This is a genomic window from Rhodothermus profundi, assembly GCF_900142415.1.
GTDB classification, from domain to species: domain Bacteria; phylum Bacteroidota; class Rhodothermia; order Rhodothermales; family Rhodothermaceae; genus Rhodothermus; species Rhodothermus profundi.
Map to the genome: position 1 here is coordinate 156561 of NZ_FRAU01000005.1, position 20961 is coordinate 177521.

18 protein-coding genes are annotated in these 20961 nt (G+C 59.8%); 7 read left to right on the forward strand and 11 right to left on the reverse strand.

Translation table 11 applies throughout. The annotated features are described in order from the left end of the window. Positions 1-14: 14 nt before the first annotated feature. On the reverse strand, positions 15-1373 hold the full coding sequence (locus tag BUA15_RS08645) for an amylo-alpha-1,6-glucosidase (protein ID WP_072715581.1): 1359 nt from the start codon (positions 1371-1373) through the stop codon (positions 15-17). Positions 1374-1646: 273 nt separating this feature from the next. On the opposite strand from BUA15_RS08645, the gene mpgS reads away from it, so the two are divergent. Further along, positions 1647-2933, forward strand: coding sequence for a mannosyl-3-phosphoglycerate synthase (mpgS, locus tag BUA15_RS08650; RefSeq protein ID WP_072715582.1), 1287 nt, complete (start codon positions 1647-1649; stop codon positions 2931-2933). Next, entirely contained in the window at positions 2930-3763 is an 834-nt protein-coding gene (mpgP, locus tag BUA15_RS08655; RefSeq protein WP_072715583.1) for a mannosyl-3-phosphoglycerate phosphatase, read from the forward strand. The genes mpgS and mpgP overlap by 4 nt, the downstream gene beginning before the upstream one ends. Here the strand turns inward: mpgP and BUA15_RS08660 are convergent. The 6 genes from BUA15_RS08660 to BUA15_RS08685 form a co-directional block, all read right to left on the reverse strand. Then, positions 3760-4581: a hypothetical protein gene (locus BUA15_RS08660; RefSeq protein ID WP_072715719.1), complete on the reverse strand. Its 822-nt coding sequence runs from the start codon at positions 4579-4581 to the stop codon at positions 3760-3762. The two genes, mpgP and BUA15_RS08660, sit on opposite strands and share 4 nt — an antisense overlap. A 67-nt stretch (positions 4582-4648) precedes the next feature. Further along, positions 4649-5899, reverse strand: a complete 1251-nt coding sequence (locus BUA15_RS08665) for an NAD(P)/FAD-dependent oxidoreductase (RefSeq protein WP_072715584.1) — start codon at positions 5897-5899, stop codon at positions 4649-4651. 53 nt (positions 5900-5952) lie between these two features. Beyond that, complete coding sequence (locus tag BUA15_RS08670; protein ID WP_072715585.1) at positions 5953-6954, reverse strand: 4-hydroxyproline epimerase; 1002 nt, start codon at positions 6952-6954, stop codon at positions 5953-5955. A 63-nt stretch (positions 6955-7017) separates the two neighbouring features. Then, positions 7018-7671: a GntR family transcriptional regulator gene (locus BUA15_RS08675; protein ID WP_072715586.1), complete on the reverse strand. Its 654-nt coding sequence runs from the start codon at positions 7669-7671 to the stop codon at positions 7018-7020. Positions 7672-8995: 1324 nt separating this feature from the next. Beyond that, a complete protein-coding gene (locus BUA15_RS08680; RefSeq protein WP_072715587.1) occupies positions 8996-9181 on the reverse strand; it encodes a hypothetical protein in 186 nt (61 codons plus the stop codon). Between the two features lie 66 nt (positions 9182-9247). Beyond that, entirely contained in the window at positions 9248-10132 is an 885-nt protein-coding gene (locus BUA15_RS08685) for a DMT family transporter (RefSeq protein ID WP_072715588.1), read from the reverse strand. 205 nt (positions 10133-10337) lie between these two features. Between BUA15_RS08685 and BUA15_RS08690 the strand changes: the two genes are divergently transcribed. Both BUA15_RS08690 and BUA15_RS08695 read left to right on the forward strand, forming a co-directional pair. After that, a complete protein-coding gene (locus tag BUA15_RS08690) occupies positions 10338-11642 on the forward strand; it encodes an RsmB/NOP family class I SAM-dependent RNA methyltransferase (protein ID WP_072715589.1) in 1305 nt (434 codons plus the stop codon). Between the two features lie 75 nt (positions 11643-11717). Continuing rightward, the gene (locus tag BUA15_RS08695; protein WP_072715590.1) at positions 11718-13823 is read left to right on the forward strand and encodes an alpha/beta hydrolase family protein; all 2106 of its coding nucleotides are present in this window, start codon (positions 11718-11720) and stop codon (positions 13821-13823) included. Here the strand turns inward: BUA15_RS08695 and BUA15_RS08700 are convergent. Continuing rightward, positions 13820-15271: an amidohydrolase gene (locus tag BUA15_RS08700; protein ID WP_072715591.1), complete on the reverse strand. Its 1452-nt coding sequence runs from the start codon at positions 15269-15271 to the stop codon at positions 13820-13822. The two genes, BUA15_RS08695 and BUA15_RS08700, sit on opposite strands and share 4 nt — an antisense overlap. Before the next feature lie 190 nt (positions 15272-15461). On the opposite strand from BUA15_RS08700, the gene BUA15_RS08705 reads away from it, so the two are divergent. The 3 genes from BUA15_RS08705 to mobA all read left to right on the forward strand — a co-directional run bounded on the left by BUA15_RS08705 (position 15462) and on the right by mobA (position 17156). After that, a complete protein-coding gene (locus BUA15_RS08705; protein WP_072715592.1) occupies positions 15462-15830 on the forward strand; it encodes a DUF6515 family protein in 369 nt (122 codons plus the stop codon). Between the two features lie 389 nt (positions 15831-16219). Continuing rightward, positions 16220-16579 (forward strand): DUF7009 family protein, encoded by a 360-nt coding sequence (locus BUA15_RS08710; protein ID WP_072715593.1) that lies wholly within the window; start codon positions 16220-16222, stop codon positions 16577-16579. Beyond that, on the forward strand, positions 16560-17156 hold the full coding sequence (mobA, locus tag BUA15_RS08715) for a molybdenum cofactor guanylyltransferase (protein ID WP_072715594.1): 597 nt from the start codon (positions 16560-16562) through the stop codon (positions 17154-17156). Before BUA15_RS08710 ends, mobA begins: the two co-directional genes overlap by 20 nt. Here mobA and BUA15_RS08720 read toward each other — a convergent pair. From BUA15_RS08720 to BUA15_RS08730, 3 genes are all read right to left on the reverse strand, one after another. Beyond that, complete coding sequence (locus tag BUA15_RS08720; protein ID WP_072715595.1) at positions 17127-18056, reverse strand: Clp1/GlmU family protein; 930 nt, start codon at positions 18054-18056, stop codon at positions 17127-17129. The genes mobA and BUA15_RS08720 overlap by 30 nt on opposite strands. Positions 18057-18059: 3 nt before the next feature. Then, a complete protein-coding gene (locus tag BUA15_RS08725) occupies positions 18060-19808 on the reverse strand; it encodes an ABC-ATPase domain-containing protein (protein ID WP_072715596.1) in 1749 nt (582 codons plus the stop codon). A gap of 106 nt (positions 19809-19914) precedes the next feature. Beyond that, a complete protein-coding gene (locus BUA15_RS08730; RefSeq protein ID WP_072715597.1) occupies positions 19915-20949 on the reverse strand; it encodes a PorV/PorQ family protein in 1035 nt (344 codons plus the stop codon). Positions 20950-20961: the final 12 nt, after the last annotated feature.

The window sequence follows — 20961 nt, forward strand, 5'->3', positions numbered from 1 at the left end:
GGCGGACTTTCCGTTCAGGCCACGGCGCGGCGCCGCGTCGAACGCACGCCCCACTGCATCCAGGTAGGCCGACGAGCCAGAAGATCCAACACCAGCGCTGCTGTCCAGGAAAACTGCTCCGAGCCGTGCCCTTCACCTGTGTACGGATGGTAGTATTCGTAAAAGCCGTGACGCTCGACCAGCAGGCGCACGGTGCGGCAGAGATGGGCCGCATGTTCTGTGTAGCCGTACCGGGCAAGCCCCTCGATCAGCAGCCAGTTAATGTTGATCCAGACCGGTCCGCGCCAGTATTGCACGGGTGAAAAGCCCAGTCCATTCGGGTCATAACTGGGCACCGAATATCGTGAACCGTCCCAGTTAAAAAAGCCGGAAGCCTCCAGATGACTGACCAGCCGGGCCGCCTGGAGTCCATCAGGAATGCTGGCAAACAGGGGCGTAAAGCAGGCGGCCATGCGCACCCAGATTCGCTGGCTCACGCCCAGATCATAGTCGAAATACAACGCCCGCTGTTCATCCCAGAGGCATCGGTTGACGGCCTCGGCGACCCGACGTGCCCGCTGGCGAAACGGCTCCGGATCTTCGCCCAGCACCGACGCAATTTCTGCCAGGTCCTGCTCGGCCTGGCAAAGCAAGGTGTTAAACAGCACGTCTTGCACCAGGAACGGGCACGCTTCCCGAATGCGCGCTTCGTCGTAGCCTGCTTCGGCGAACAGGCGCACCAGGTATACATAGCGATCGTATTCAGCCCCTGTGGGGCGGTCGGCTTCGGCCACCAGCATGGTATCGACGCGCCGGTAGCGCGGCCGATCGCTCGGGTTCAGGTGCATTCGCTGTTCGATCCCATCCCACAGCGGCGCATTGTCCATGCCCGACTCCCAGGGATGGCGTATGTACACCAGTCCCTCCCCCTGGGGATCACGCTCCCGAAAAAGGTAGTCGTGCCAGGCTACCAGCTTTGGAAAAAGCTCTTCCAGAAAAGCGCGCGCTGCGCTTCGATCGGTCGCCTGCTGGTAAATAGCCCAGGCCGCCGTCGCATGCAGAGGGGGCTGCACCACGCCAGAAGTTGCCTTGCGAGCCGGAGCGTGCGGGCAACGATGGGTTTCCCAGACCTGGGGTCCTGGAAAGTAGCCCCGCGCCCGCCGGTCAAACACAATGTGGGGCACCAGTCCATTGCGCCATTGCGCCCGAAACAAATGCCGCAGCTCCTGCTGCGCTCGTTTCTGATCTACATGCGCCCACCCTAATGCAATGAACGCTGCATCCCAGGACCACTGGTGCGGGTACAGACGCGGAGCCGGCCTGGTAAAACGCCCCGTCCAGTTGGACTCCAGAATTTGACGCGCCTGTTCCCGTAAAGCTGCCGTTGCATTCATACGGATACGTCCTGAACAACTCCGGGTATGCGCAGCATATGTTATCGGACACTTTCATCAAAGATTAACATGGCGCAAAACAACTTCACCATTGGTTCGAGAAAAGCGGTATTTCTGACGCAAGAGGCCCCGATACTCTGGCGCATCTGGAAGTCGGAACCTGGACGGTAGGCTATACCGTTTCTGTTTTTAGCAGGCGTTCTCTCACAACGTCAGAACCTTTGGTCTCATCGGAGCGACCCGGAGACTCGGTCATCAAACAGGAAAGGAACCATGCGCATTGAGATACCACGGGAAGCTGAGCGGTTTGGTGCCAATCACATCTACGGCGTACAGAAGGTCTATGAACTAGACTCAGGCCTTCGCCAGGATGCACCGGCTTCGGAAAACAGCGTCATCCAGAATCTTCCCTATGAAACCCTCTATGAGATCGAGCGCGACATGGCCATTGTCGTTCCGATTCGGGACGAACGTCTCAAGCTGCTGGAAGGTGTATTGTTTGGGATCCCTCATCAGTGCACTGTAATCATCGTATCGAACAGCCGGCGCGCTCCGGTTGACCGCTTTAAGATGGAGCAGGATGCCATTGAAACCTGGTCGCGTTTCACGCAAAAGCAGTTGTTGCTGGTCCATCAGAAAGATCCCTTCATCGCCCGCGCCCTGGCCGAAGCCGGTTACCCGTATATCCTGGATGAAAATGATCTGGTGGCCAATGGCAAAGCAGAAGGAATGATCATCGCCACCCTTCTGGCGCGCATCCTGGGCAAACGGTACATCGGGTTTATTGATGCCGACAACTACTTTCCGGGCGCTGTTTACGAGTACGTGCATGAATATGCCGCTGGTTTTGCGTTGAGCAAGTCGCCCTATACCATGGTGCGCATTGCCTGGCACAGCAAACCCAAAGTGGTCCAGTCGCAGCTTTTCTTTGCCAAGTACGGCCGCACGTCGGTCGTTACCAACCGTTTCCTGAATCAGCTTATCAGTTATTACACAGGCTTTGAAACCGAAGTAATCCGCACGGGCAATGCGGGCGAGCATGCCATGACGATGGAGCTGGCCATGCTCCTCGACTATGCCACGGGCTACGCCATCGAGCCCTATCACTACATTGATCTGCTCGAGAAGTATGGCGGCGTCATTGAAAGTGCCCATCCCGAAGTGATGCAGCATCAGGTAAACGTCTTTCAGATTGAGTCGCGCAATCCCCACCTGCACGAGTCGAAAGGAGAAGAACACATCGACGACATGATTCTTTCTTCGCTGCAGGTAATCTATCATTCCAAGATCTGTCCCGAGCCGATCAAGCGGGAGGTGCTGCGTGAGCTGTATCGGCGAGGCATCCTGGCCAAAGGAGAAGAGCCGGCCCCGCCACGCATCTATCCGGCCCTGCTACACGTGGATCTGGAAGCCTTCCGAGATGCGCTGATGCGCGCGCCCTATGGTGAGCAGTTGGAAACGATTGCGCAGGTGCGGGGTTATCGCCGCCGGCTGCCTCGGCCAACGGCCGTCACGCCTCCCGAAGGTGATGGATCCGAACAGGTTGCCACCCCTGCATGAACCGGTTACCCACGCCTCTGCCAGTCGTCTTTACGGATCTGGACGGGACGCTGCTGGACCTGCATACGTACGATCCCGGTCCAGCCCGTGAAGCTGTAGCGCTGCTGCAGGAACGCCGCATTCCCATTGTGTTCTGCTCCTCTAAAACGCGGGCCGAACAGCTTGTCTACCGGCGCCTGCTGCGCATTCAAGATCCTTTCATTGTGGAAAACGGAGCCGCCATCTTTATCCCTAAGGGTTATTTCACAGTACCCCACGAAGCACGCCCCACCTCGCATGGCCTGGAAGTCATCGAACTGGGCCGTCCAGCAGCGGCCATTCGCCGCGCCCTTCGGGAAATCCGCAAAGAGACCGGGCTGTCATTCCAGGGCTACCACGAAATGACCCTTGAAGAAGTATCTCGACTGACTGGCCTGCCGCCAGAAGCAGCGCGCCGCGCCACGGCTCGCGAGTATAGTGAAACCATTGTCGTGGACTTCGGCCCGGCCGACTGGCAGCGATTCAATGCGGCCCTGGTTGCGCATGGCCTGGTATGCTTTGCAGGTGGCCGTTTTCACACCGTTGTGGGCCTCGGCACCGATAAAGGTCGCGCCGTCCATCTGTTGGCCGAGCTGTACCGCCGGCAATACGGCTCCATTCTTACGATCGGGCTGGGCGACAGCCCCAACGACGTTCCCATGCTTCGCGCTGTCGAACGCCCCTTTCTGGTACAGCGACCCGACGGAAGCTGGGAGTCGGTCGATGTGCCGGGCCTGGTACCTGTTCCAGCTCCTGGCCCTGAAGGCTGGCGCATGGCTATCGAACAACTCCTGACCCAGCTTGCCGTTTAAGCTGGCCTGCTGCGTGCCAGCACAATCGCCATCTTGCTCCTGAATTGCTGGAATGACTTGCCATTGATCAGGGGCATTGCTTCCCAGGCTGCATGCCAGGGCGGCAGTAGCAACCGCGCTGGAATGTACTTGACAGTCACCCCGGGCATCTCTACCTGACGCGCCGGAAAGTGCTTCAGAAAATGCCAGAACTGGACAAAGACGTTCGGCAAAAGCTGCTCCCGTCTCCATCCCCGCAACAGTAATCCCTTTAGCAAGGCCGGCGTGCAGACGTCCTCCGGCACCACGCTGGTTTGCAACGCGCGGCAGCTCATCACCTGCCGGGGAATACGTTTTGCCTCAGCCCCCGGGTAACGCTGCTGGCGAAGGGTCAGATCAATTACCTGAAAAGGTGGCGCCACTACCCACGCATGTGGAACCTCCAGCGGCTGCAAATCAAACAGGTAAAAGACGCGTGGACGCACATTAGCCGGTACAAAGGATAGCACACATCCGCCGGCCACCACATAGTTCCAGATGCCCAGATCTTCCAGCAATCGGCTCAGCAACGCACTGGCCTGCACACAGAGCCCCGGACGTCCATCAGCGGCCAGTTCCGCTCCGAGCCACCGAACCAGACGCGGCACAACCTGCCGAACATGCTGCAAATAATCTTTCGAATAGCTCCGCGCTTCCACATGCCGTGCGTAAAGCTGCAATGCCGTCGGATAACGCGCCAGCAGCTCCTGGAAGGCAGCCGTGCGATAGCAGCCCGGCACGTCAAACGAGAACCCGTCGTCTTTGGGGACAGCATGTATGTCGGACAGGCGCGAAGGCATGACAGGCAGCATTTGTCCGAACAGATTATTTCTGGAATCGGCCTGTAAAGGAGCAGCTTAAATATCCTCACGAGCTCCACCGATCGGCTCGTAGCAGCGCCGGATCAATTGGAGGCGTGTCTTCTCCAACAAGCGCTGCCACCAGCTCACCGGTCACAGCCGCCAGTGAAATGCCCAGCATGGCATGGCCGGTGGCCAGCCAGAGGTTGTCGGTACCGGGCACCCGATCAACTACCGGCAGGCCATCCGGGGTGCAGGGACGCAGCCCCGCCCAGATCTCAGCCTGCTCTATTGGAGGCAAGGGTAGCGCTGGCAGGTACCGTTGAGCAGCTCGGTAAATGGCCTGCACGCGTCGCTGTCGAATAGACAGCTCCAGCCCGGACAGCTCCAGCGTTCCAGCCAGGCGAAATGCCTCCCGGAATGGGGTTACTGCCACTTTGGTCTCAGTCAGGAGCAGCGGACGCCGGGGCACCAGCTCTGGTGGCGGCGTGAAGGTTAAACTATACCCCTTGGCCGGCTGCAACGGCAACCGGTATCCGACTGCCCGTACCAGACGGGCCGACCAGGCGCCGGCAGCCACCACCACCTGATCGGCGGCCAGCGTGCCATTAGACGTCTGCACCTCGGTTACCTGGCGTCCTCGACGCACCAGTCCGGTAACCTCTGTCTCTGGCAAAAACTGCACGCCCTGCCGTTCCAGATAGCGGTGCAGCGCTGCCGTAAATCGATCGGGCCGCAGATGGGCATCTCCCGGAAAGAACAGACCGCCTATCGCGCGCACCTCCATGCCCGCCAGCTCATTCAACCGATCCACCGGAACCCACTCATGGGTCATGCCCAACCGCGCTGCCTCTCGGGCCAGTTGTTCACACTCGCCTCGCCCTTCTTCACTCTGGTAAGGCATCAGCAGGCCGTCCTGACGCAACTCAAAATCCTCCGTTACGTCCTGGATCTGGGCTGTCAGATCGCGACTGCGCTCCAGCAGCGCCTGCAATACCGGAGCACTGCGCGTTACATGCGTTGCCGTGGCCGACCGGCGAAAGCGCCAGAGCCACCGGAAAAGCTCCAGATCCCATCGAGGCCGAATATAGAAAGGGCTTTCTGGATCCAGCAGCCAGCGCAATCCTTTTCCAATCACGCCAGGTGCTGCAAGCGGTACCATGTGACTCGGACTCAAAAATCCGGCGTTCCCGTAGGAACAGCCATTGCCAATAGGGCCCTGGTCCAGTACCGTAATGGAAAAAACTCCCCGTCGATGCAGAAAAAAGGCGGACGCCAACCCGATAGCGCCGCCTCCTACAATAACAACCGATGCCATATCCTGCCAATCGGATGGTTACCTCTAGCTTCTTTTTATCATTTTAATTTAATTTAGAGCACCTGAAAGCCATGACAGTATGGATCAGCTTCATCAATGAAAATCGTGTTGAATCCGATCACCCGGGCCCATCCTTCAATGCTGGGAATGATGGCAGGGTATTCTCCCACGCGCGCCGTCGCTTCAACACGCCCGATGAACAGGCTGCCGATAATGCTCTCGTGCACAAAGCTGTCCCCTACGTTCAGCTTCCCTTTCGCGTAGAGCTGGGCCATCCGAGCTGACGTGCCCGTCCCACAGGGCGACCGGTCGATGGCTCTCCTGCCGTAAAAGACCGCGTTGCGGGCATTGGCTTCCGGATGACGCGGCGGACCGGTCCACATGACATGACTGAGCCCCGAAATGCGTGGATCTTCAGGGTGCACAAAACGGTGCGCGGCATTCAACCGCTCCCGAATCACCGGACTCCAGCGCAGTATGTCCAGCGCCGAGATGGCCTCCAGGCCCGGATAGTTCTCCTGGGGATCAATAATCGCGTAGAAGTTCCCGCCATAAGCCACGTCTACCCGTAACACGCCCAGCTCCGGACACTCCACGCAAAGGCCCTCTGCATAGAGAAACGAAGGCACGTTGACAATGCGCACCGCCTCCACATAGTCACCGACCTTCCGATAGTAGGCCTCTACGCGGCCAGCAGGTACTTCAAGCGCCACGACCCCTTCCCTTCGGGGACGCACCAGACCATGTTCCAGCAGCACCGTGACCGTTCCGATCGTTCCATGCCCGCACATGGGCAGGCAACCGCTTGTCTCAATAAAGACCAGCCCTATATCGCAGTCAGGCCGTTGCGTCGGGTAAAGCAGACTGCCCGACATCATGTCGTGGCCGCGCGGCTCAAACATTAACCCGGTGCGAATCCAGTCGTAACGTGCCATAAAATCCAGCCGCTTTTCGGCCATCGTATCGCCCTGCAACGGGGGCGCTCCCCCTACCACAACCCGCACCGGATTGCCACAGGTGTGCGCATCAATGCACCAGAACGTGTAGCGCGCCATCTTTCCGCTGCCTTGCTCAGCCTACTGGCGGACGTGCTGCCACATGCCCCGCCAGGCAGTCGCTCAGGGCGCAACCGTTCGCTGAATCACCCGATGCGTAAAACGCTCCATCGCCCGAATTAATTCCTCAGAAGCTGCTTCGGCCGCCTCAACCGCCTCTTCTGCAATGCACTCCATCAATTGCGTATGCAGTTGAATGGCCTCTTCCAGGTCGCCTTCATGATGATAGGCATACCAGAAACGGCGGCTCAGCGTATGCAGCGGCGCTACTGCCCGAACCGCAAACCGGTTGTGGCAGGCCGCCTCAACCAGATGATCAAATCGACGGTCTAACTGCATGAACGCGTCCAGGTCCGGCTCCTGCAACTGACGCATGGCCTGCGCCAGACGGGCAAACTGCGCGCGCTCCTGCGGACGAGCCAGCCGGGCAGCCCGCCGTACCATCAGCCGGTCTAGCTCCCGTCGCACTTCCAGTACGGCCAACTGCTCCGTCAGGTTAATCTCTGAAATGTAAATCCCTTTGCGCGGCAATACAGTTACCAGGTGCTCCTGAGCCAGGCGAAGCACAGCCTCCCGCAACGGCGTGCGACCAATGCCAATGTCCTCCACCAACTCCTGCTCCGTAACCACAGTGCCCGGTACAAGCCGAAGCGTCACGATGCGATGCTCCAGGGCCTCGTAGGCCTGATCGGCTAAACTTATGCGACGTACTCTCATGACTCCGTAAACTTCAGGTGCGACATAGTAAATTCTGATCGACGTGTGCAATTTCTGCACACACTTTTCTGCACTTCGCGACTATAGCCCATCTCCCGCTCCCCCACGAAACATGAGTTTCCTCCCTCAAAAAACCGTTTCCAGGGCCCACCTGCCTGCGCCAGTGCAGGGAACGGATGCATTGGCATGAGCGCATGAAAACGCTAACCGACAGGCTATATCCCGCAGCCAGCGCCGCCTGGTGCGTGCACATGCAGATAAGCGTCACGATGAACACCAGAATTTCCCTCTAATTGGTGGCACACCCGTATTTACCGCTCCATCGCTGCCTGCGCCGGCTAACCAAACAACCACTACGCGTCTGGACAACTCAATGTAATAAATCGCGTTGCATCGAATCTTCCCTCAATAACCGGTCCAATATGGTGCCCCTGATTCCGCCAACCGTTCAGAAACTCCATCCCCACCGTGAAATGCCAGGCTGTTGCGCAGCATCCATTGTCGGGTCAAGTCCCCGGCCAACTGTCGCAAGTGCCTGATCCGCTCAGAGCAGCCGACCCAACACGGACCCCCCCACCACGGTCCGCTACGAGCCAGAACTGATCGCCTGCTCCAGGCGAGGCCCAACCGTCACAACGCTCTCGCCCAGCACATCTCCTCCCGCCCCCTACTTGCCCTGCTTACGCTACCGGTACTTCTCCACACGACACGTTACCCTTTTCCAACGTTTCGGAGCCGTCGAATTCCCCTCATCCAGAAAATGTACCGGCCCGTATGCCCGAGCACGCCCCCCTGAACGGCCTCCACCGACAATGCGTAGCAGTCGAAGTCTGTGCTCGTTCTGCGATGAAGCGGTTGTCTGGAATACTACAGTATGCACACGCGATATATCAATCCCAGAGACCAGTACCCCGAAGGTATCCGTTGCTTACCTGCCGCTTTCCAAAGAATTTCATGATCTTCCGTACAATACCTTTCCATGTCCCGTAGCGTCTCAGCTTGCATCATCCCACCGCTCCCAGAGCGCTTGCGATCCACAGCTCAGAAGCCATGTGATTTTCTCACTGAAACCGTTCGAAATGCCCCCGTATAGCCTTCGCGCCTCGTTTTCTTACCTGCTGGCACACGTTAGCTACATGCCTATCTCTCAGGACCTCAGAAAAGTGTCGGCATTCATCCAGAGCTGCTCAGCCCCCGACTGCTTTTCTACCATAGGATGTGCTTATCTGTCGCTCCAGAGACGTTACGTCCTTTTCCAGCGGCCAGGCGTACCCTGCCCGTTCCGCTTAGCGGATATACCATCCTGACCGGTCGATGCTGGGTGCTATACCCGTAGATCAATGTGACGGCCGGTATCGCCTACGGAAGAAGTACCGGAAGCATGCGACGTTTTACGAACTTTTTTCTTACGACGTCGCCGATGCGCCGGCTCCTCCTTCGCACGGTATTGCTCCCGGTCGGTCGCCACTTCGGTAACCCGGGGCATCCAGCCAATGTCACCGGGACGCATGGTAACCCCTGTAAATTGATAAACATCTTTCCGAAATATCGCATATTTCGTGCCTTAGTTAAACTTCTACGACAGAGAAACGGGAAGTCGGCGCGTAAAAGGACGCAACTGTGAAAGCAGCATGCCTCCCAGCATCAGCATGCATCCCAGAAGCTGGCGCGTTGTGAGCGTTTCGTTGAGCAACCACCACCCTCCAAGCGCTGCAAAAACCGCCTCCAAACTGAAAAGAATCGCTGCATGCGTGGGATGTGCTTCGCGCTGAGCCACCACCTGCAACGTGTATCCAATGCCTACGGAAAGAAACCCGGCATAGAGTAATGCCCCCCAGGCATTACGTTCGGTTGGCAACACAGGCGTCTCGACCACCGCAGCCGTCAGCCCGCTTAGCAGAGCACATGCGACAAACTGGGTAAACGCCAGCCGAAAAGGAGGCATGCGGTGGGCATAGCGATCGATTAGATGAATATGGAAAGCCCAGCAGACAGCGCTCGCCAGCACCAGCATATCTCCCGGATTGACGGTAAGCGTTTCCGCCACACTGAGCAAATACATCCCGGCGGCCGCTAACATTGCTCCCAGCCAGGCATCCAGATAAGTATGCTGCCGCCAGAAAATGCCCAGAAGGGGCACAAAAATCACGTAGAGGCCGGTTATGAAGCCAGCCTTGCCCGCAGTCGTATAGACCAGACCAATCTGCTGCGCAGAAGCGCCGAGGAAGAGAATCAGACCTGCCAGCAATCCCACCCGCAACTGTACGCTGGGAGGGATTTCGGCAGAACCACGCTGGGCGAGCAGGGGCACCAGGACAAGACTACCCATCGTAAATCGCAACGCATTAAACCAGAACGGCCCCATGTACTCCATACCGACGCGCTGCGCCACAAAGGCAAAGCCCCAGATGGCCGTGGCCAGCAAAATGAGCAGGTCTGAGCGAAGCGTACGGGTTTTCATAGCTCCCTGTCTTTTACACTGGTGGCCCATGATACGCCAGACAGCGCTTTTCAGCAATCGGCTTCAAAAGTCCTTGATGCTCTTCTAAACGCAATGTCAAAGTCAGAACGGAAATCGCTACCTACGGCTGGATGGAATTGCGGCGAGACGTTTTTTCGCGGCAGACGTTACAGGTCCCTGAGACCAACCCAGACACCGACGCAGTATGTCAACAACAACGTTGCTCCGCGTCTATCCGGTATGGATTGAAGCGGTAGGCACCGTCCTTCAGGAGATTTTTCGTTCGCCACTGCCGGCCGACACCATCTTGCAACAGTTCTTCCGAAAACATCGCAAGATGGGCAAACGGGACCGGGCCTTTGTCGCTGAAACCGTTTACGGAATGCTGCGGCACTACCGACGCCTGGCTTACGCCGCCCGACGCCGCGCCGATGATCTGCGTTTTCTCACCTTGCTCTATTTAAAAGTGTTTGGCTTCGGAGCGGCCTCGCTCGATCTGCCCGTGCGTCCCTCCGAACAGGGAGCCCTTGAAGCATCGGTCCAGCGGTTTCAGCACCCCTCGCTTCCGGACGATCCGGTAGCTGCTCTCGGCCTGTGCTACAGCCTGCCCGACTGGCTGATAGCTGCCTGGCTGGACACGCTTCCCCGCGAGGCAGTCGAAGCCCGCTGCGCCGCCCTGAAAGCGCCGGCCCCGCTGACCATCCGGGTCAACACGCTAAAAACCGACCGCGAGACCGTCCGGCAACGATTGCGGGCCGAGGGCTTTCCGAGCCGCCCGACCCCTTACAGTCCCGTGGGGTTGATCCTGGAAGAAAAGGCGTTCATTTTCCGCACCCGTGCCTTTCAGGAAGGGCTTTTCGAGGTGCAAGATGAAGGCAGTCAACTCATCAGTTTTCTCACCGAAGCTCAGCCGGGTCAGGTGGTCGTGGACGGCTGTGCCGGTGGCGGTGGCAAGACGCTCCACCTGGCGGCGCTCATGCAGGGCAAAGGACGATTGTATGCCTTCGACATCCATAAAGCGCGCCTGCAGGAACTCCGCCCACGAGCACGTCGTGCGGACGTGCACAACATTCGGCTGCACGTGCTGCCGCACAACCGCGCCTCCATTGTGCGCCGCCTGTATGGCAAAGCTGATGTTGTGCTCGTGGATGCACCTTGCAGCGGCACCGGCGTCCTTCGGCGTAATCCAGATGCTGCCTGGAAAATGACGCCTGCGCGCGTAACCGCCCTTGTCGAGCAGCAGCGGCAAATTCTTGATGCCTACGCTCCCCTGGTGCGGCCGGGTGGCCGGCTTGTTTACGCTACCTGCTCGCTATTGCCGGCAGAAAACGAACAGCAGGTGCACGCTTTTCTGGAGCGCCACCCGGACTTTGTCCTGGCCCCGGCCACCGATGTGCTATCCCGCCAGGGAATTGTGCTTCCCCATCAACGCGATGCATTTCTCCGCGTGGAGCCTGCCACGCATGGAACCGACGGATTCTTTGCAGCCGTACTGCTGCGGCGGTCGTAAACGGCTTGTTTTTTCGCGTGCTGCCCTGTAGTATTGATCCAGTGTTTTGTCTTTCGCCAAACCCAGATGCCGGCTATGCGGTACGCTTTGATTGGCGCATTCCTGTCTCTGTCGGCGCTTGTGCTGCAGGCGCAGCCTTTTTCGCTCGAAGACGTGCTGAGCGCTCCCTATGTGGAAGCTGCGGTCTTTGCGCCGGAGGTCCCTCGCGTCGCCTGGGTAGTCAATCAGGAAGGGGTGCGGAACATCTGGATAGCCGACGCCCCGGACTTCCGTCCGGTACCGGTAACCCATTACACAGAAGACGACGGACAGGTGCTCGGTAGCCTCGCCTTTACCCCCGATGGTCGCCTGCTGCTGTATGTGCGCGGCGGCGCACCCAACCGACGGGGGGAATATCCCAACCCCCGGAGTCTGCCCGACGGCGTGCGCCGCGAAGTGTGGGTGGTCGAGCTGGCTACCGGTCGGACCTGGTCCTTAGGAGAAGGAGCCAACCCGGTGGTTTCACCGGATGGGCAGACCGTACTGTTCAGCCGACGCGGCACCCTGTATCGCATAGCTCTGCACCCCGACTCAACCGAGGCGCGACCGCTCTTCCGAGCGCGGGGCAGCACTCAGTCGCCTGCCTGGTCGCCGGACGGCCGCTACGTAGCGTTCGTGAGTAGCCGAGGCGCCTATAGCTTCATCGGCGTTTACGACACCCACGCCCATCGCATTCGGTGGATGGCACCAGGCGTTGACCGCGACATGGATCCAGTCTGGTCGCCCGATGGCCGGCATCTGGCCTTTATTCGCCAGCCCGGCTTGAAGAAAGGGGAACGCTATAACCTGATGGCCGGCTATCCTTTTCAGATTTTGATCGCCGAAGTAGCAACGGGCGAGGCACGCGTCGTCTGGAGGTCGCCGGGTCGCGATGGAGGATTTGCGCAGTACTATCCGGCCGAACCGCTGCGCTGGGTACGCAATGGCCGACTGCTGTTTTACTCGGAGCATGAAGGCTGGCTGCACATTTACAGCCTGGATCCAGAACAGGGTACGTTGACCGATCTGACCCCGGGCAAAGCAGAAGCCGAGCACAGCGTTGTGTCGCGCGACGGTGCCTGGCTTTACTTTAGTGGCAACCACAACGATATCGACCGGCGGCACCTGTGGCGGGTACCAACGACCGGAGGCACTCCTGAACTGCTTACGCCGGGCACCGGCATCGAAACAGATCCCATCATTTCGCCGGACGGTCGCTGGCTGGTTTACCGGGCCGCTACGGCCCGACGCCCACAGCATCTGGTCGCGCTCGACCTGCAAACGCGCAGGATGCATCGCATCTTTCCGGAGCAGTTACCCGAACGTTTCCCGGAGGCTTACCTGGTCGAACCAGAGCCTGTGGTTTTCGCTTCCCTGGATGGACTCACGCTTCACGGTCAGCTCTTTCGGCCGCCTGATCTGCGCTCGGGCGAACGCCGGCCAGCCGTGATCTTCCTGCATGGCGGCCCTATCCGCCAGATGCTGTTAGGCTGGCATTACCGGGGATATTATGCCCGGGCGTATGCCTTAAACCAGTACCTGGCAGCCCGGGGCTATGTGGTGCTGTCGCTTAACTACCGTACTGGGATTGGGTACGGACGAGCGTTTCGCCTGGCTGCGCGTCAGGGACCTCGTGGCGCTTCAGAATACCAGGACGTTGTAGCAGCTGCGCTCTTTTTGCGTCACCTGCCTGAGGTCGATCCTGACCGCATCGGCCTCTGGGGCGGCTCTTACGGCGGCTATCTAACGGCCATGGGGCTGGCCCGCGATTCCGAGTTGTTTGCTGCCGGCGTCGATCTGCATGGCGTGCACGACTGGGCGTTCCGTGCTACGGACTTTTCGCCCGGCGGCGGCTGGGGCATCGCCAACCATCCTGATAGCCTGGCCCTGGCCTATCGCTCTTCACCCGTAGCCGACATAGATCGCTGGCGCTCTCCGGTCCTGCTGATCCACGGCGACGATGACCGCAACGTCCTCTTCGAGCAGACCGTGGATCTGGCCCAACGGCTACGGGAACGGGGCGTGCACGTTGAGCTGCTCGTCCTGCCCGACGAGGTGCACAGCTTTCTGCTGCATGAAAGCTGGCTGCGCGCCTATCACGCCACCGTAGACTTTCTGGACCGTATGCTCCGCGACCGCACGCTGCCTTTCAGGCACAACTAACGGTCTGTGCGAGCCGGTACAGGTGGAGGCTGGTCGGGAGGCAGCGGCGACTGATAGGGTTTGCCGCCGGTCAGGCGCAGAAATTCCTCACGGGCAGCCTGAAGCAGCTCAGGCCGCAGCAACATGTCCAGACCTGTGGTGGCAATTACCTTAGCAGCCACTTCGGCGCCTTTGTAACCGATGGAAGTGCCATGACAGGCCGTGGTGGCCCAGCTATGCCAGGGGACATCTTTCGCAGCCGTGGCCACGCTAAAACCTACCGTTGGCGTAATCCAACTAACCTCCGCCACATCGGTCGATCCGCCTCGAGGTGGCTCTGGTCCCTCAGGCAGAGGCTTGATCGTTGTATCCAGACCTACCGGATCTACTTGCAGAAATTCCTGCAACGCCCGGGCAAACTGTTGCTCTTCCGCATCAAAACGCGGAGGCCCCACCAGCTCCAGGTTGGCCTGGACGGCTTCCTGCAGCGGCCGGTTCAGAAGCACTTCGTGCACGCCCGTGATGAACTGGATGTCATACTCGGTGCGCGTCATGAGCGCTGCCCCTTCGGCGATTTTCTTCAGCCACTCGTACATGAACTCGACGCGCTCCCGGTTGATATCGCGGACGTAGTACCAGACTTCAGCGCGCTCGGGCACAACGTTGGGGGCTTCACCGCCGTCTGTAATCACATAGTGGATGCGCGCCGTTGGATGAACGTGCTCCCGCATCATATTGGCCGCGTGGTTCATCAACTCGACGGCATCCAGCGCACTGCGGCCGTTCCAGGGATCGGCCGAAGCATGCGCCGCCTGACCATAAAAACGCACAATAAAGTTGTTCATGGCCCGTCCCGGCTGGTTGCGCACGGCCGTTTCCGTCCCGGGATGCCACTCAATGGCCGCATCCAGATCATCGAACACACCTTCGCGGGCCATGTACACCTTGCCCACGACGGTCTCCTCGGCAGGCGTTCCATAGAGCCGAACCGTTCCGGGGAGCTGATGGCGCTCCATGAGACGCTTTAACACAATGGCGCCCACCGTGGAAGCTGCGCCAAACAGGTTATGCCCGCAGCCATGTCCGCTGGTCACTGCGTCGGCTCGAGGCTGACGAGAGGGAACCGGTTCGTTGCCCACACCAGGCAGCGCATCGTACTCGGCCAGAATGCCGATAATAGGCCGCCCACTTCCCCATTCGGCGATAAACGCTGTCGGCATCCCGGCCACGCCCCGCTGCACCCGAAAGCCCTCAGCCTCCAATGCACTGGCCAGCAATTCGGCCGACCGGTGCTCCTGCAACGCCGTTTCCGCATAGCGCCAGAGCTCCTGCGCTAAATGCTGCAGCGTCTCCCGAAGCTGCTCTGTTTCGCGCAACGCCTCTTGCTTATAAGCGTCCAGCGTCTGGGCTTCCGCGACCGAAACACTTACAGCCAGCAGTAAGCCCCAGATAATCCCGTAGCGCCGCATGATGACTATCTGTTTGTTCTGTTTTTGCGGGAAATTGAGCATTTCCAGGCACTGGTGCAAGCCCTTCCAGCAACAAGTCCCTGCCAGCAGTGCAATTCTTCTCCAGAAGATACGGGCTATAACCGTAGGGGAATAGCGCAGCTGAAGGGTATATCCAGTAGCATTCCCTTTAACTCAACCATGCGATGCCATGCGTACCCGGAGCAAGGTAGGTTTTTCTCTGCTACTGACCGTCCTGTTGCTGATTGGCTTTGTCGCAAACGCAGCGCAGGCTCATCCCAAACGGATAGTGAAAGTGCTTCCGCGTGGTCACGTGATCGTTCACGTGGGCAAGCTTCGCTACCACTACCATGCCGGCGTCTTTTACCGGCCGGTTCGAGGAGGCTTTGTAGTGGTCCGCGCTCCGGTTGGAGCCATCGTACCAATACTGCCCCCGCGCTATCGGGTCGTGCATGTGCACGGACGCGTGTACTACGAACACCGAGGCGTGATTTACCGACCCATTCGACGCCATGGTCACACCGCTTATATGGTCGTCAGGCTCCACGTAGACTTGTAGGGCCCAATGCCCGAGCTTACGCTACTCCGCTTCATGAAGCGGACCGTTTTTTCTCGGGGCAAGCAACTTGCATAATCAAAACGGGACGCATTCCGCGTAAGGGAGAATCTCCTGCAACTTCTATCGAATGGGGCAAGTAGCTTTCGCCCTCCAGCCCCTGGTCTTGCCACGACTGAGCTTCGGCCCACCAGTAGCCCGAAGGTTGTCGCGCGGGCAGAAAGTCAGAATCATACCAAATTCTTTCTGATCTGGAGGAGCAAGGTAATCTGCCCACCTCCGGTCAGTGGAAGTCTGTCCTGCACTCCTCAGAAAGATTCGAGACTGCCTTGAACCCGGTTGAATCTTTCAAAGCCTGGTGCCGGTTGTACTTTCAAAAAGCGAATACCGCCATGAAACTCCGTCTTACCGAACGCGACCTGCGCCTCCGCCTGGAAGCTGACGATCTGGAAATGTTGCGGCAAACGGGCCGTGTGGAACTCGCAACCCCTTTCGATGCACAGACAGCTTTCACCTGCACGCTCCGTATCGATGCGCAGACGGCTGTCCCGGTGGCTCATCTGGACGGCTCGCGTCTTACCGTGCTGCTTCCTACCGACGAAGCCCGGCAATGGCTCGACAGTGATCAGATCGGTATTGAAGCGCGCCAGTCGGCCGGTCCCAACCGCACGCTGAAGCTGCTCATTGAAAAGGATATTGGCTGCCGGCACAAACCACAGGCGCGGCCGTCCGATGCCACCGTTGAACACTGACCTGACGGCACTTTTACTGGCCGGCGGCCGAAGTCGCCGCTTTGGGACCGACAAAGCGCGGGCCGAAGTAAACGGCAGGCCCATGCTCCAACGGGTCTATGACGTAGCCCGGCGTTTCACGCCGCACGTTCTGCTCAGCGTTCGGGCCGATGGCGACTTTTATTTTGATCTGGTACCGCCAGCCGTTCCGCGCTTGCTGGATCCGGTGCCCGATGCCGGTCCGCTGGCCGGGCTGGTTGCAGGACTGCGCACCGCGCGTACGCCCTGGTTGCTGGCCCTGGCCTGCGACCTGCCTTTCCTGACGAAGGAAGCCCTTCAGCCACTGCTTGAGGCCCGCACTGCTGACGTCACGGCTGTGGTGCCCATTACGTCCGACGGTTACCGTCAACCGCTCTGCGCGCTGTACCATGTAGCGGCGGTGCGTCCGGTCGCCGAAGCGCAGCTTACGGCTGGTTGCTACGCGCTACAAACGTTGCTTGACCGGTTACGGCTCGCTATCCTGTCCCTGCCGGATGCTTCCCTGCGCAATGTCAACGTACCCGACGACCTACGACTCGGAGGCATCGGTCCGGAATGAGGCTTTTCGGAGAGGAAGGTATTGTCGTTGCATTCCTGATCTGACCTCCGCCGGATCCAGCCGGAAGCGTCCGAACTGGATCGTGGCAATTTCACGCGCCTGAAAGGGAGGGGCCCAGAGATACAGCCACTGCAGGTCGGCGTCATACCGGGTTACGATCCCCAGCACCCGGGCGAATCCATATCGATCACAGAGAGCCACCAGGCGATGCCGGACCGCTTCCGGATTGTCCAGCGCCGGTACCATGCCGTGCAGTCCACGCGCGCGCACCGACAGCCGCCGCAATCGCGCCTCGGCAAAGTAGCGTTGAAATCGGTCGCGGCGGTACGAGCTTCGCATCCACCGGTCGCGCTCCTGTACGGCTTCCGCCACTGCCAGCCGAATAATCCGAGGGCGCCGGCTTCTTCGGAAGCACTGGAGCACTGGCTCCAGCTCAGCATCGCGTTGGAGGGCGACCACATAGTCCGGGCGCAGCACATCCAGCATCTGAAAAAACAGTTCACGTCCAGCTTCGTTGGCCATATGGCCAGGCAGGTCGATTACCAGCCGCTGCGCCCGATGGCGACGCGCTGCTTCGACCAGGCGCACCAGCCCGCTGAGCATCTGCAGCAGATGTCCCTCCGGCGAAATATGCCCCACAAATCGGAGCTTGAGCCAGCGCTCGGGATGAAGCGGAAGCGCGCTCAGCGCCAGCGTAGTCGGTGGACCTATCAGCGATTGCCCTGGATCGGCATCCAGAAAAAGCGTACGGGTTTGCGCCTGCAATTGCTCGGCCAGCCAGCATGCCAGCGTGGTCTTGCCGGCATTAATCGGGCCTGCCACCATCAGCAGGCGCCATGGCCTTCCGTTCAATAACCGCGCGCGCAACGCTTCCCATTCAGCCGGAACGGTAATGTCCATGGCTCAGGCAGGTGGTTCGACGCGCACCCGAAGCGTCCGCAGACGGTTCAGCGCAGCCGCCAGCTCTTGCGCGCGAAATCCGGCCAGGTCCAGCAACCCCCGGGGATCCAGCACGTCCAGACCTTGCCGCTCGATATCTGCCAGCACAGCCGCCACGATTTCCGGAATCGTGCGGCGGCCATCCATGTAACGCCGACGGGCATAGGCCAGCGCCTGTCCAATAGCTCGCGTCTGTGCCACGTGCACCAGTTGTTCAACGGCCCGCAGGTCTACAATGGTGGTCCCGAGCTGAAGCGTTTCGCGCCCGCGTGCCCGAACGTAGGACAAACGTTTTCCTTTCTGGGGCGACACGCTGGATGGATCAGGCACGCGTCGCACAGACGGTTCCCGGAAGGGATTATCCGGAACGGGCGTGCGCTCGCTTGGAAACGCCCGGGCAATTTCTCGAGCCGCTGTGGTCACGTCTTCCACGCGGTATTCGTGCAGTTTGATGACGGTGTCGGCCACGTCGAAAAAGTCGCCGCTGGAGCCGACCACCAGAATCGTACTGACGCCCCGCGTTTCGTAAAGCTGGCGCACGCGGTCAATGAACGGTGTGATGGGCTCTTGAGCGCCGGGCACCAGGCGCTGCATCCGTCGGTCGCGTACCATGAAGTTGGTGGCCGCCGTATCTTCGTCGATAAGTAGCAGCGAAGTGCCGATTTCCAGCGCCTCCTGGATAGCGGCCGCCTGGCTGGTTGAACCGCTGGCATTGGCCGTGGAGAACGCGCGCGTATCAATGCCAGAGGGCAGATTGCGAATGAAAGGGGACAGATCCACGCCAGCCACACTCCGCCCATCCTCCGCCCGCACTTTGACCGCATCGGGCACGGTCACGACGAACTCCCGGCCGTCGCCCGGCGCATGGTTATAGACGCCGCGTTCCAGCGCCCGCAGGAGCGTGCTTTTTCCGTGATAGCCGCCGCCCACGATAAGGGTAACGCCGGCCGGAATGCCCATGCCGGTCAGGCGACGACCGCTGGGCAGCACGACCTCTCGCTGCAGGGAAGGTGGCGCCTGAAACAGCACGGCACCGGTTTCCAGAGGCCGCTCGTCCACGCCGGAGCGACGAGGCAGGCAGGCGCCGTTGGCCACGAACGCCACCAGTCCCCAGGACGGCAGTTGCGCCCGCAGCCAGGTAGCGTCTTCGTTCACTTCGGCGAACGTGCGCACGGCGTCCGGATCGTAGGCCGAAAAGCGCAGGCTTTCGCGCACGACCCGTGGTACGTCTTCCAGCAGCAGAGCCTGGGCCTCGTCGGCAGCAATCCGGCGACCGTAGGCCGGGAGCCCGACGGAAAAGCGGGCTTCGACGCCTTCGGCCGTTAGCCGCACCGCGGTGCGGGGGAGCACTTCCTGGCCGGGGCAGTCCATTTCGATCCGTCCGCTGTGCCCGCTCCCTCGCGGACGACTGAAACGTCGAGCTTTCTCAGCAAAGGTGCGGGCCAGCAGATGAGCCACGCCGATCGCCCGCGCCTCCGACTGATAACTCCACACGGGAAATTGAGCAACCTGCTGGGGGACCCAGACGTGCACGCGGCTGGGCGTGGCAAAGGGATCGCCCTGCACGTGCACCAGATGCAGCACGAAATCTCCTAGATCATAGGCTCCCTGCAGCGTCTTGTATGCCTTGTATCCCCGCCCGTCGATGCGCCGGAGCTGCCGTCGCAGGGCTTCGGCCGTCTGCACCGACACCGCATCCGTTCGCATTCTCATTGCTTTGCGGCAAACGCGTTGATCCGGAAACGCTCATAAAAAACCGGCCTCACCGTAACGTTCCTGTCGGTGAGGCCGGCCCTAACTGAGCGTGGCAAACCGTCCCTTAGAACTGTCCGCGCAACGTGAACACGTGGTTGTTCTCGAAGAATTGTGCAGGGATAAAGCCGTAGTCGAACGCCATATTCACACCCAGCACAGGACGCAGATTTAGCGTAGCGCCGAAGGCCGGTCGATTATCGAAAGGCCCCTCCAGATTGCCTTGCTTTTGCGTATTCTGGACGTAGGCGCCCCGTACGATGAGGTAGTCCTGGAAGTTATAGGAAAGCTGGCCCTGCACCTGGCTGGGGCCGTAGGTATTTTCCATATAGGTCAGGCTGACCGAAAGGCCCTGCCAGACGCGATAACTGACCGCCACATCGACTACGGTCGGCACGTCGGCGTCGGCGGCTACGACTTTGTACTTTGTAACGGACCGTTCTCCTTCTGTGGTGCGGGCATCTACCAGCAGGGGTGGCCCGTCATACCGCATGGAGGTCCCGATGTTGCGAATGGCCACTCCTATCGAAAGCCCGCCCACTCCCAGGAAGTTATCGTACTGCACGCCGGCATCGAACGTTACGCCACTGGCGGCGACGTTGGCGAAGCTTTCGTAGTTCAGGTTAACGGTGGCTCCGACTCGAATGCGGTCGGTCATAGCCCGGCCGTAAGAGAGGCCCAGCGTAAAGAACGTGGGCGAGAAAGTCTCGCCGGTGCCGTCCATGTTGAATTCATCCGTCTTCGGAATATCGCCTATGTCGAAGCTGCGCAGGTGGAGGGCAAGCGCCCCGAGCGTCCCAAAACGCAGTCCGACCGCTGCAAAGTTGATCCCAATGTCCGCGATATAATTACGCCGCGAAATCATCACCATCACGTTCCCTTCGCCGTAGTCGAGGCCGGCCGGGTTCCAGAGCACGCTTTCGATGCCCGTGACGGCCGCAGCCGCGCCTCCGCCTCCCAGGAATTGCCCTCCCAGCGGAATGAGCAGTTGGGAAGCAGCGTTCGTTCCGTTACGGGCCTCCTGAGCTTGCAGCGCCCCGGCTGAGCTCAGCAGCAGGACCAGCAGTACCAAGAGACCTGTGCGAAGCGATTTGGCTTTCATAATCTATGCCCT

Bases quoted from the DNA above. Each gene is read 5' to 3' on its own strand.
- BUA15_RS08675 (WP_072715586.1), bottom strand. From the start codon at position 7,671: ATGAGAGTACGTCGCATAAGTTTAGCCGATCAGGCCTACGAGGCCCTG.
- mpgS (WP_072715582.1), top strand. From the start codon at position 1,647: ATGCGCATTGAGATACCACGGGAAGCTGAGCGGTTTGGTGCCAATCAC.
- BUA15_RS08695 (WP_072715590.1), top strand. From the start codon at position 11,718: ATGCGGTACGCTTTGATTGGCGCATTCCTGTCTCTGTCGGCGCTTGTG.
- mpgP (WP_072715583.1), top strand. From the start codon at position 2,930: ATGAACCGGTTACCCACGCCTCTGCCAGTCGTCTTTACGGATCTGGAC.
- BUA15_RS08645 (WP_072715581.1), bottom strand. From the start codon at position 1,373: ATGAATGCAACGGCAGCTTTACGGGAACAGGCGCGTCAAATTCTGGAG.
- BUA15_RS08700 (WP_072715591.1), bottom strand. From the start codon at position 15,271: ATGCGGCGCTACGGGATTATCTGGGGCTTACTGCTGGCTGTAAGTGTT.
- BUA15_RS08690 (WP_072715589.1), top strand. From the start codon at position 10,338: ATGTCAACAACAACGTTGCTCCGCGTCTATCCGGTATGGATTGAAGCG.
- BUA15_RS08680 (WP_072715587.1), bottom strand. From the start codon at position 9,181: ATGCGTCCCGGTGACATTGGCTGGATGCCCCGGGTTACCGAAGTGGCG.
- BUA15_RS08685 (WP_072715588.1), bottom strand. From the start codon at position 10,132: ATGAAAACCCGTACGCTTCGCTCAGACCTGCTCATTTTGCTGGCCACG.
- BUA15_RS08710 (WP_072715593.1), top strand. From the start codon at position 16,220: ATGAAACTCCGTCTTACCGAACGCGACCTGCGCCTCCGCCTGGAAGCT.
- BUA15_RS08730 (WP_072715597.1), bottom strand. From the start codon at position 20,949: ATGAAAGCCAAATCGCTTCGCACAGGTCTCTTGGTACTGCTGGTCCTG.
- BUA15_RS08720 (WP_072715595.1), bottom strand. From the start codon at position 18,056: ATGGACATTACCGTTCCGGCTGAATGGGAAGCGTTGCGCGCGCGGTTA.
- BUA15_RS08660 (WP_072715719.1), bottom strand. From the start codon at position 4,581: ATGCCTTCGCGCCTGTCCGACATACATGCTGTCCCCAAAGACGACGGG.
- BUA15_RS08725 (WP_072715596.1), bottom strand. From the start codon at position 19,808: ATGAGAATGCGAACGGATGCGGTGTCGGTGCAGACGGCCGAAGCCCTG.
- BUA15_RS08670 (WP_072715585.1), bottom strand. From the start codon at position 6,954: ATGGCGCGCTACACGTTCTGGTGCATTGATGCGCACACCTGTGGCAAT.
- BUA15_RS08705 (WP_072715592.1), top strand. From the start codon at position 15,462: ATGCGTACCCGGAGCAAGGTAGGTTTTTCTCTGCTACTGACCGTCCTG.
- mobA (WP_072715594.1), top strand. From the start codon at position 16,560: ATGCCACCGTTGAACACTGACCTGACGGCACTTTTACTGGCCGGCGGC.
- BUA15_RS08665 (WP_072715584.1), bottom strand. From the start codon at position 5,899: ATGGCATCGGTTGTTATTGTAGGAGGCGGCGCTATCGGGTTGGCGTCC.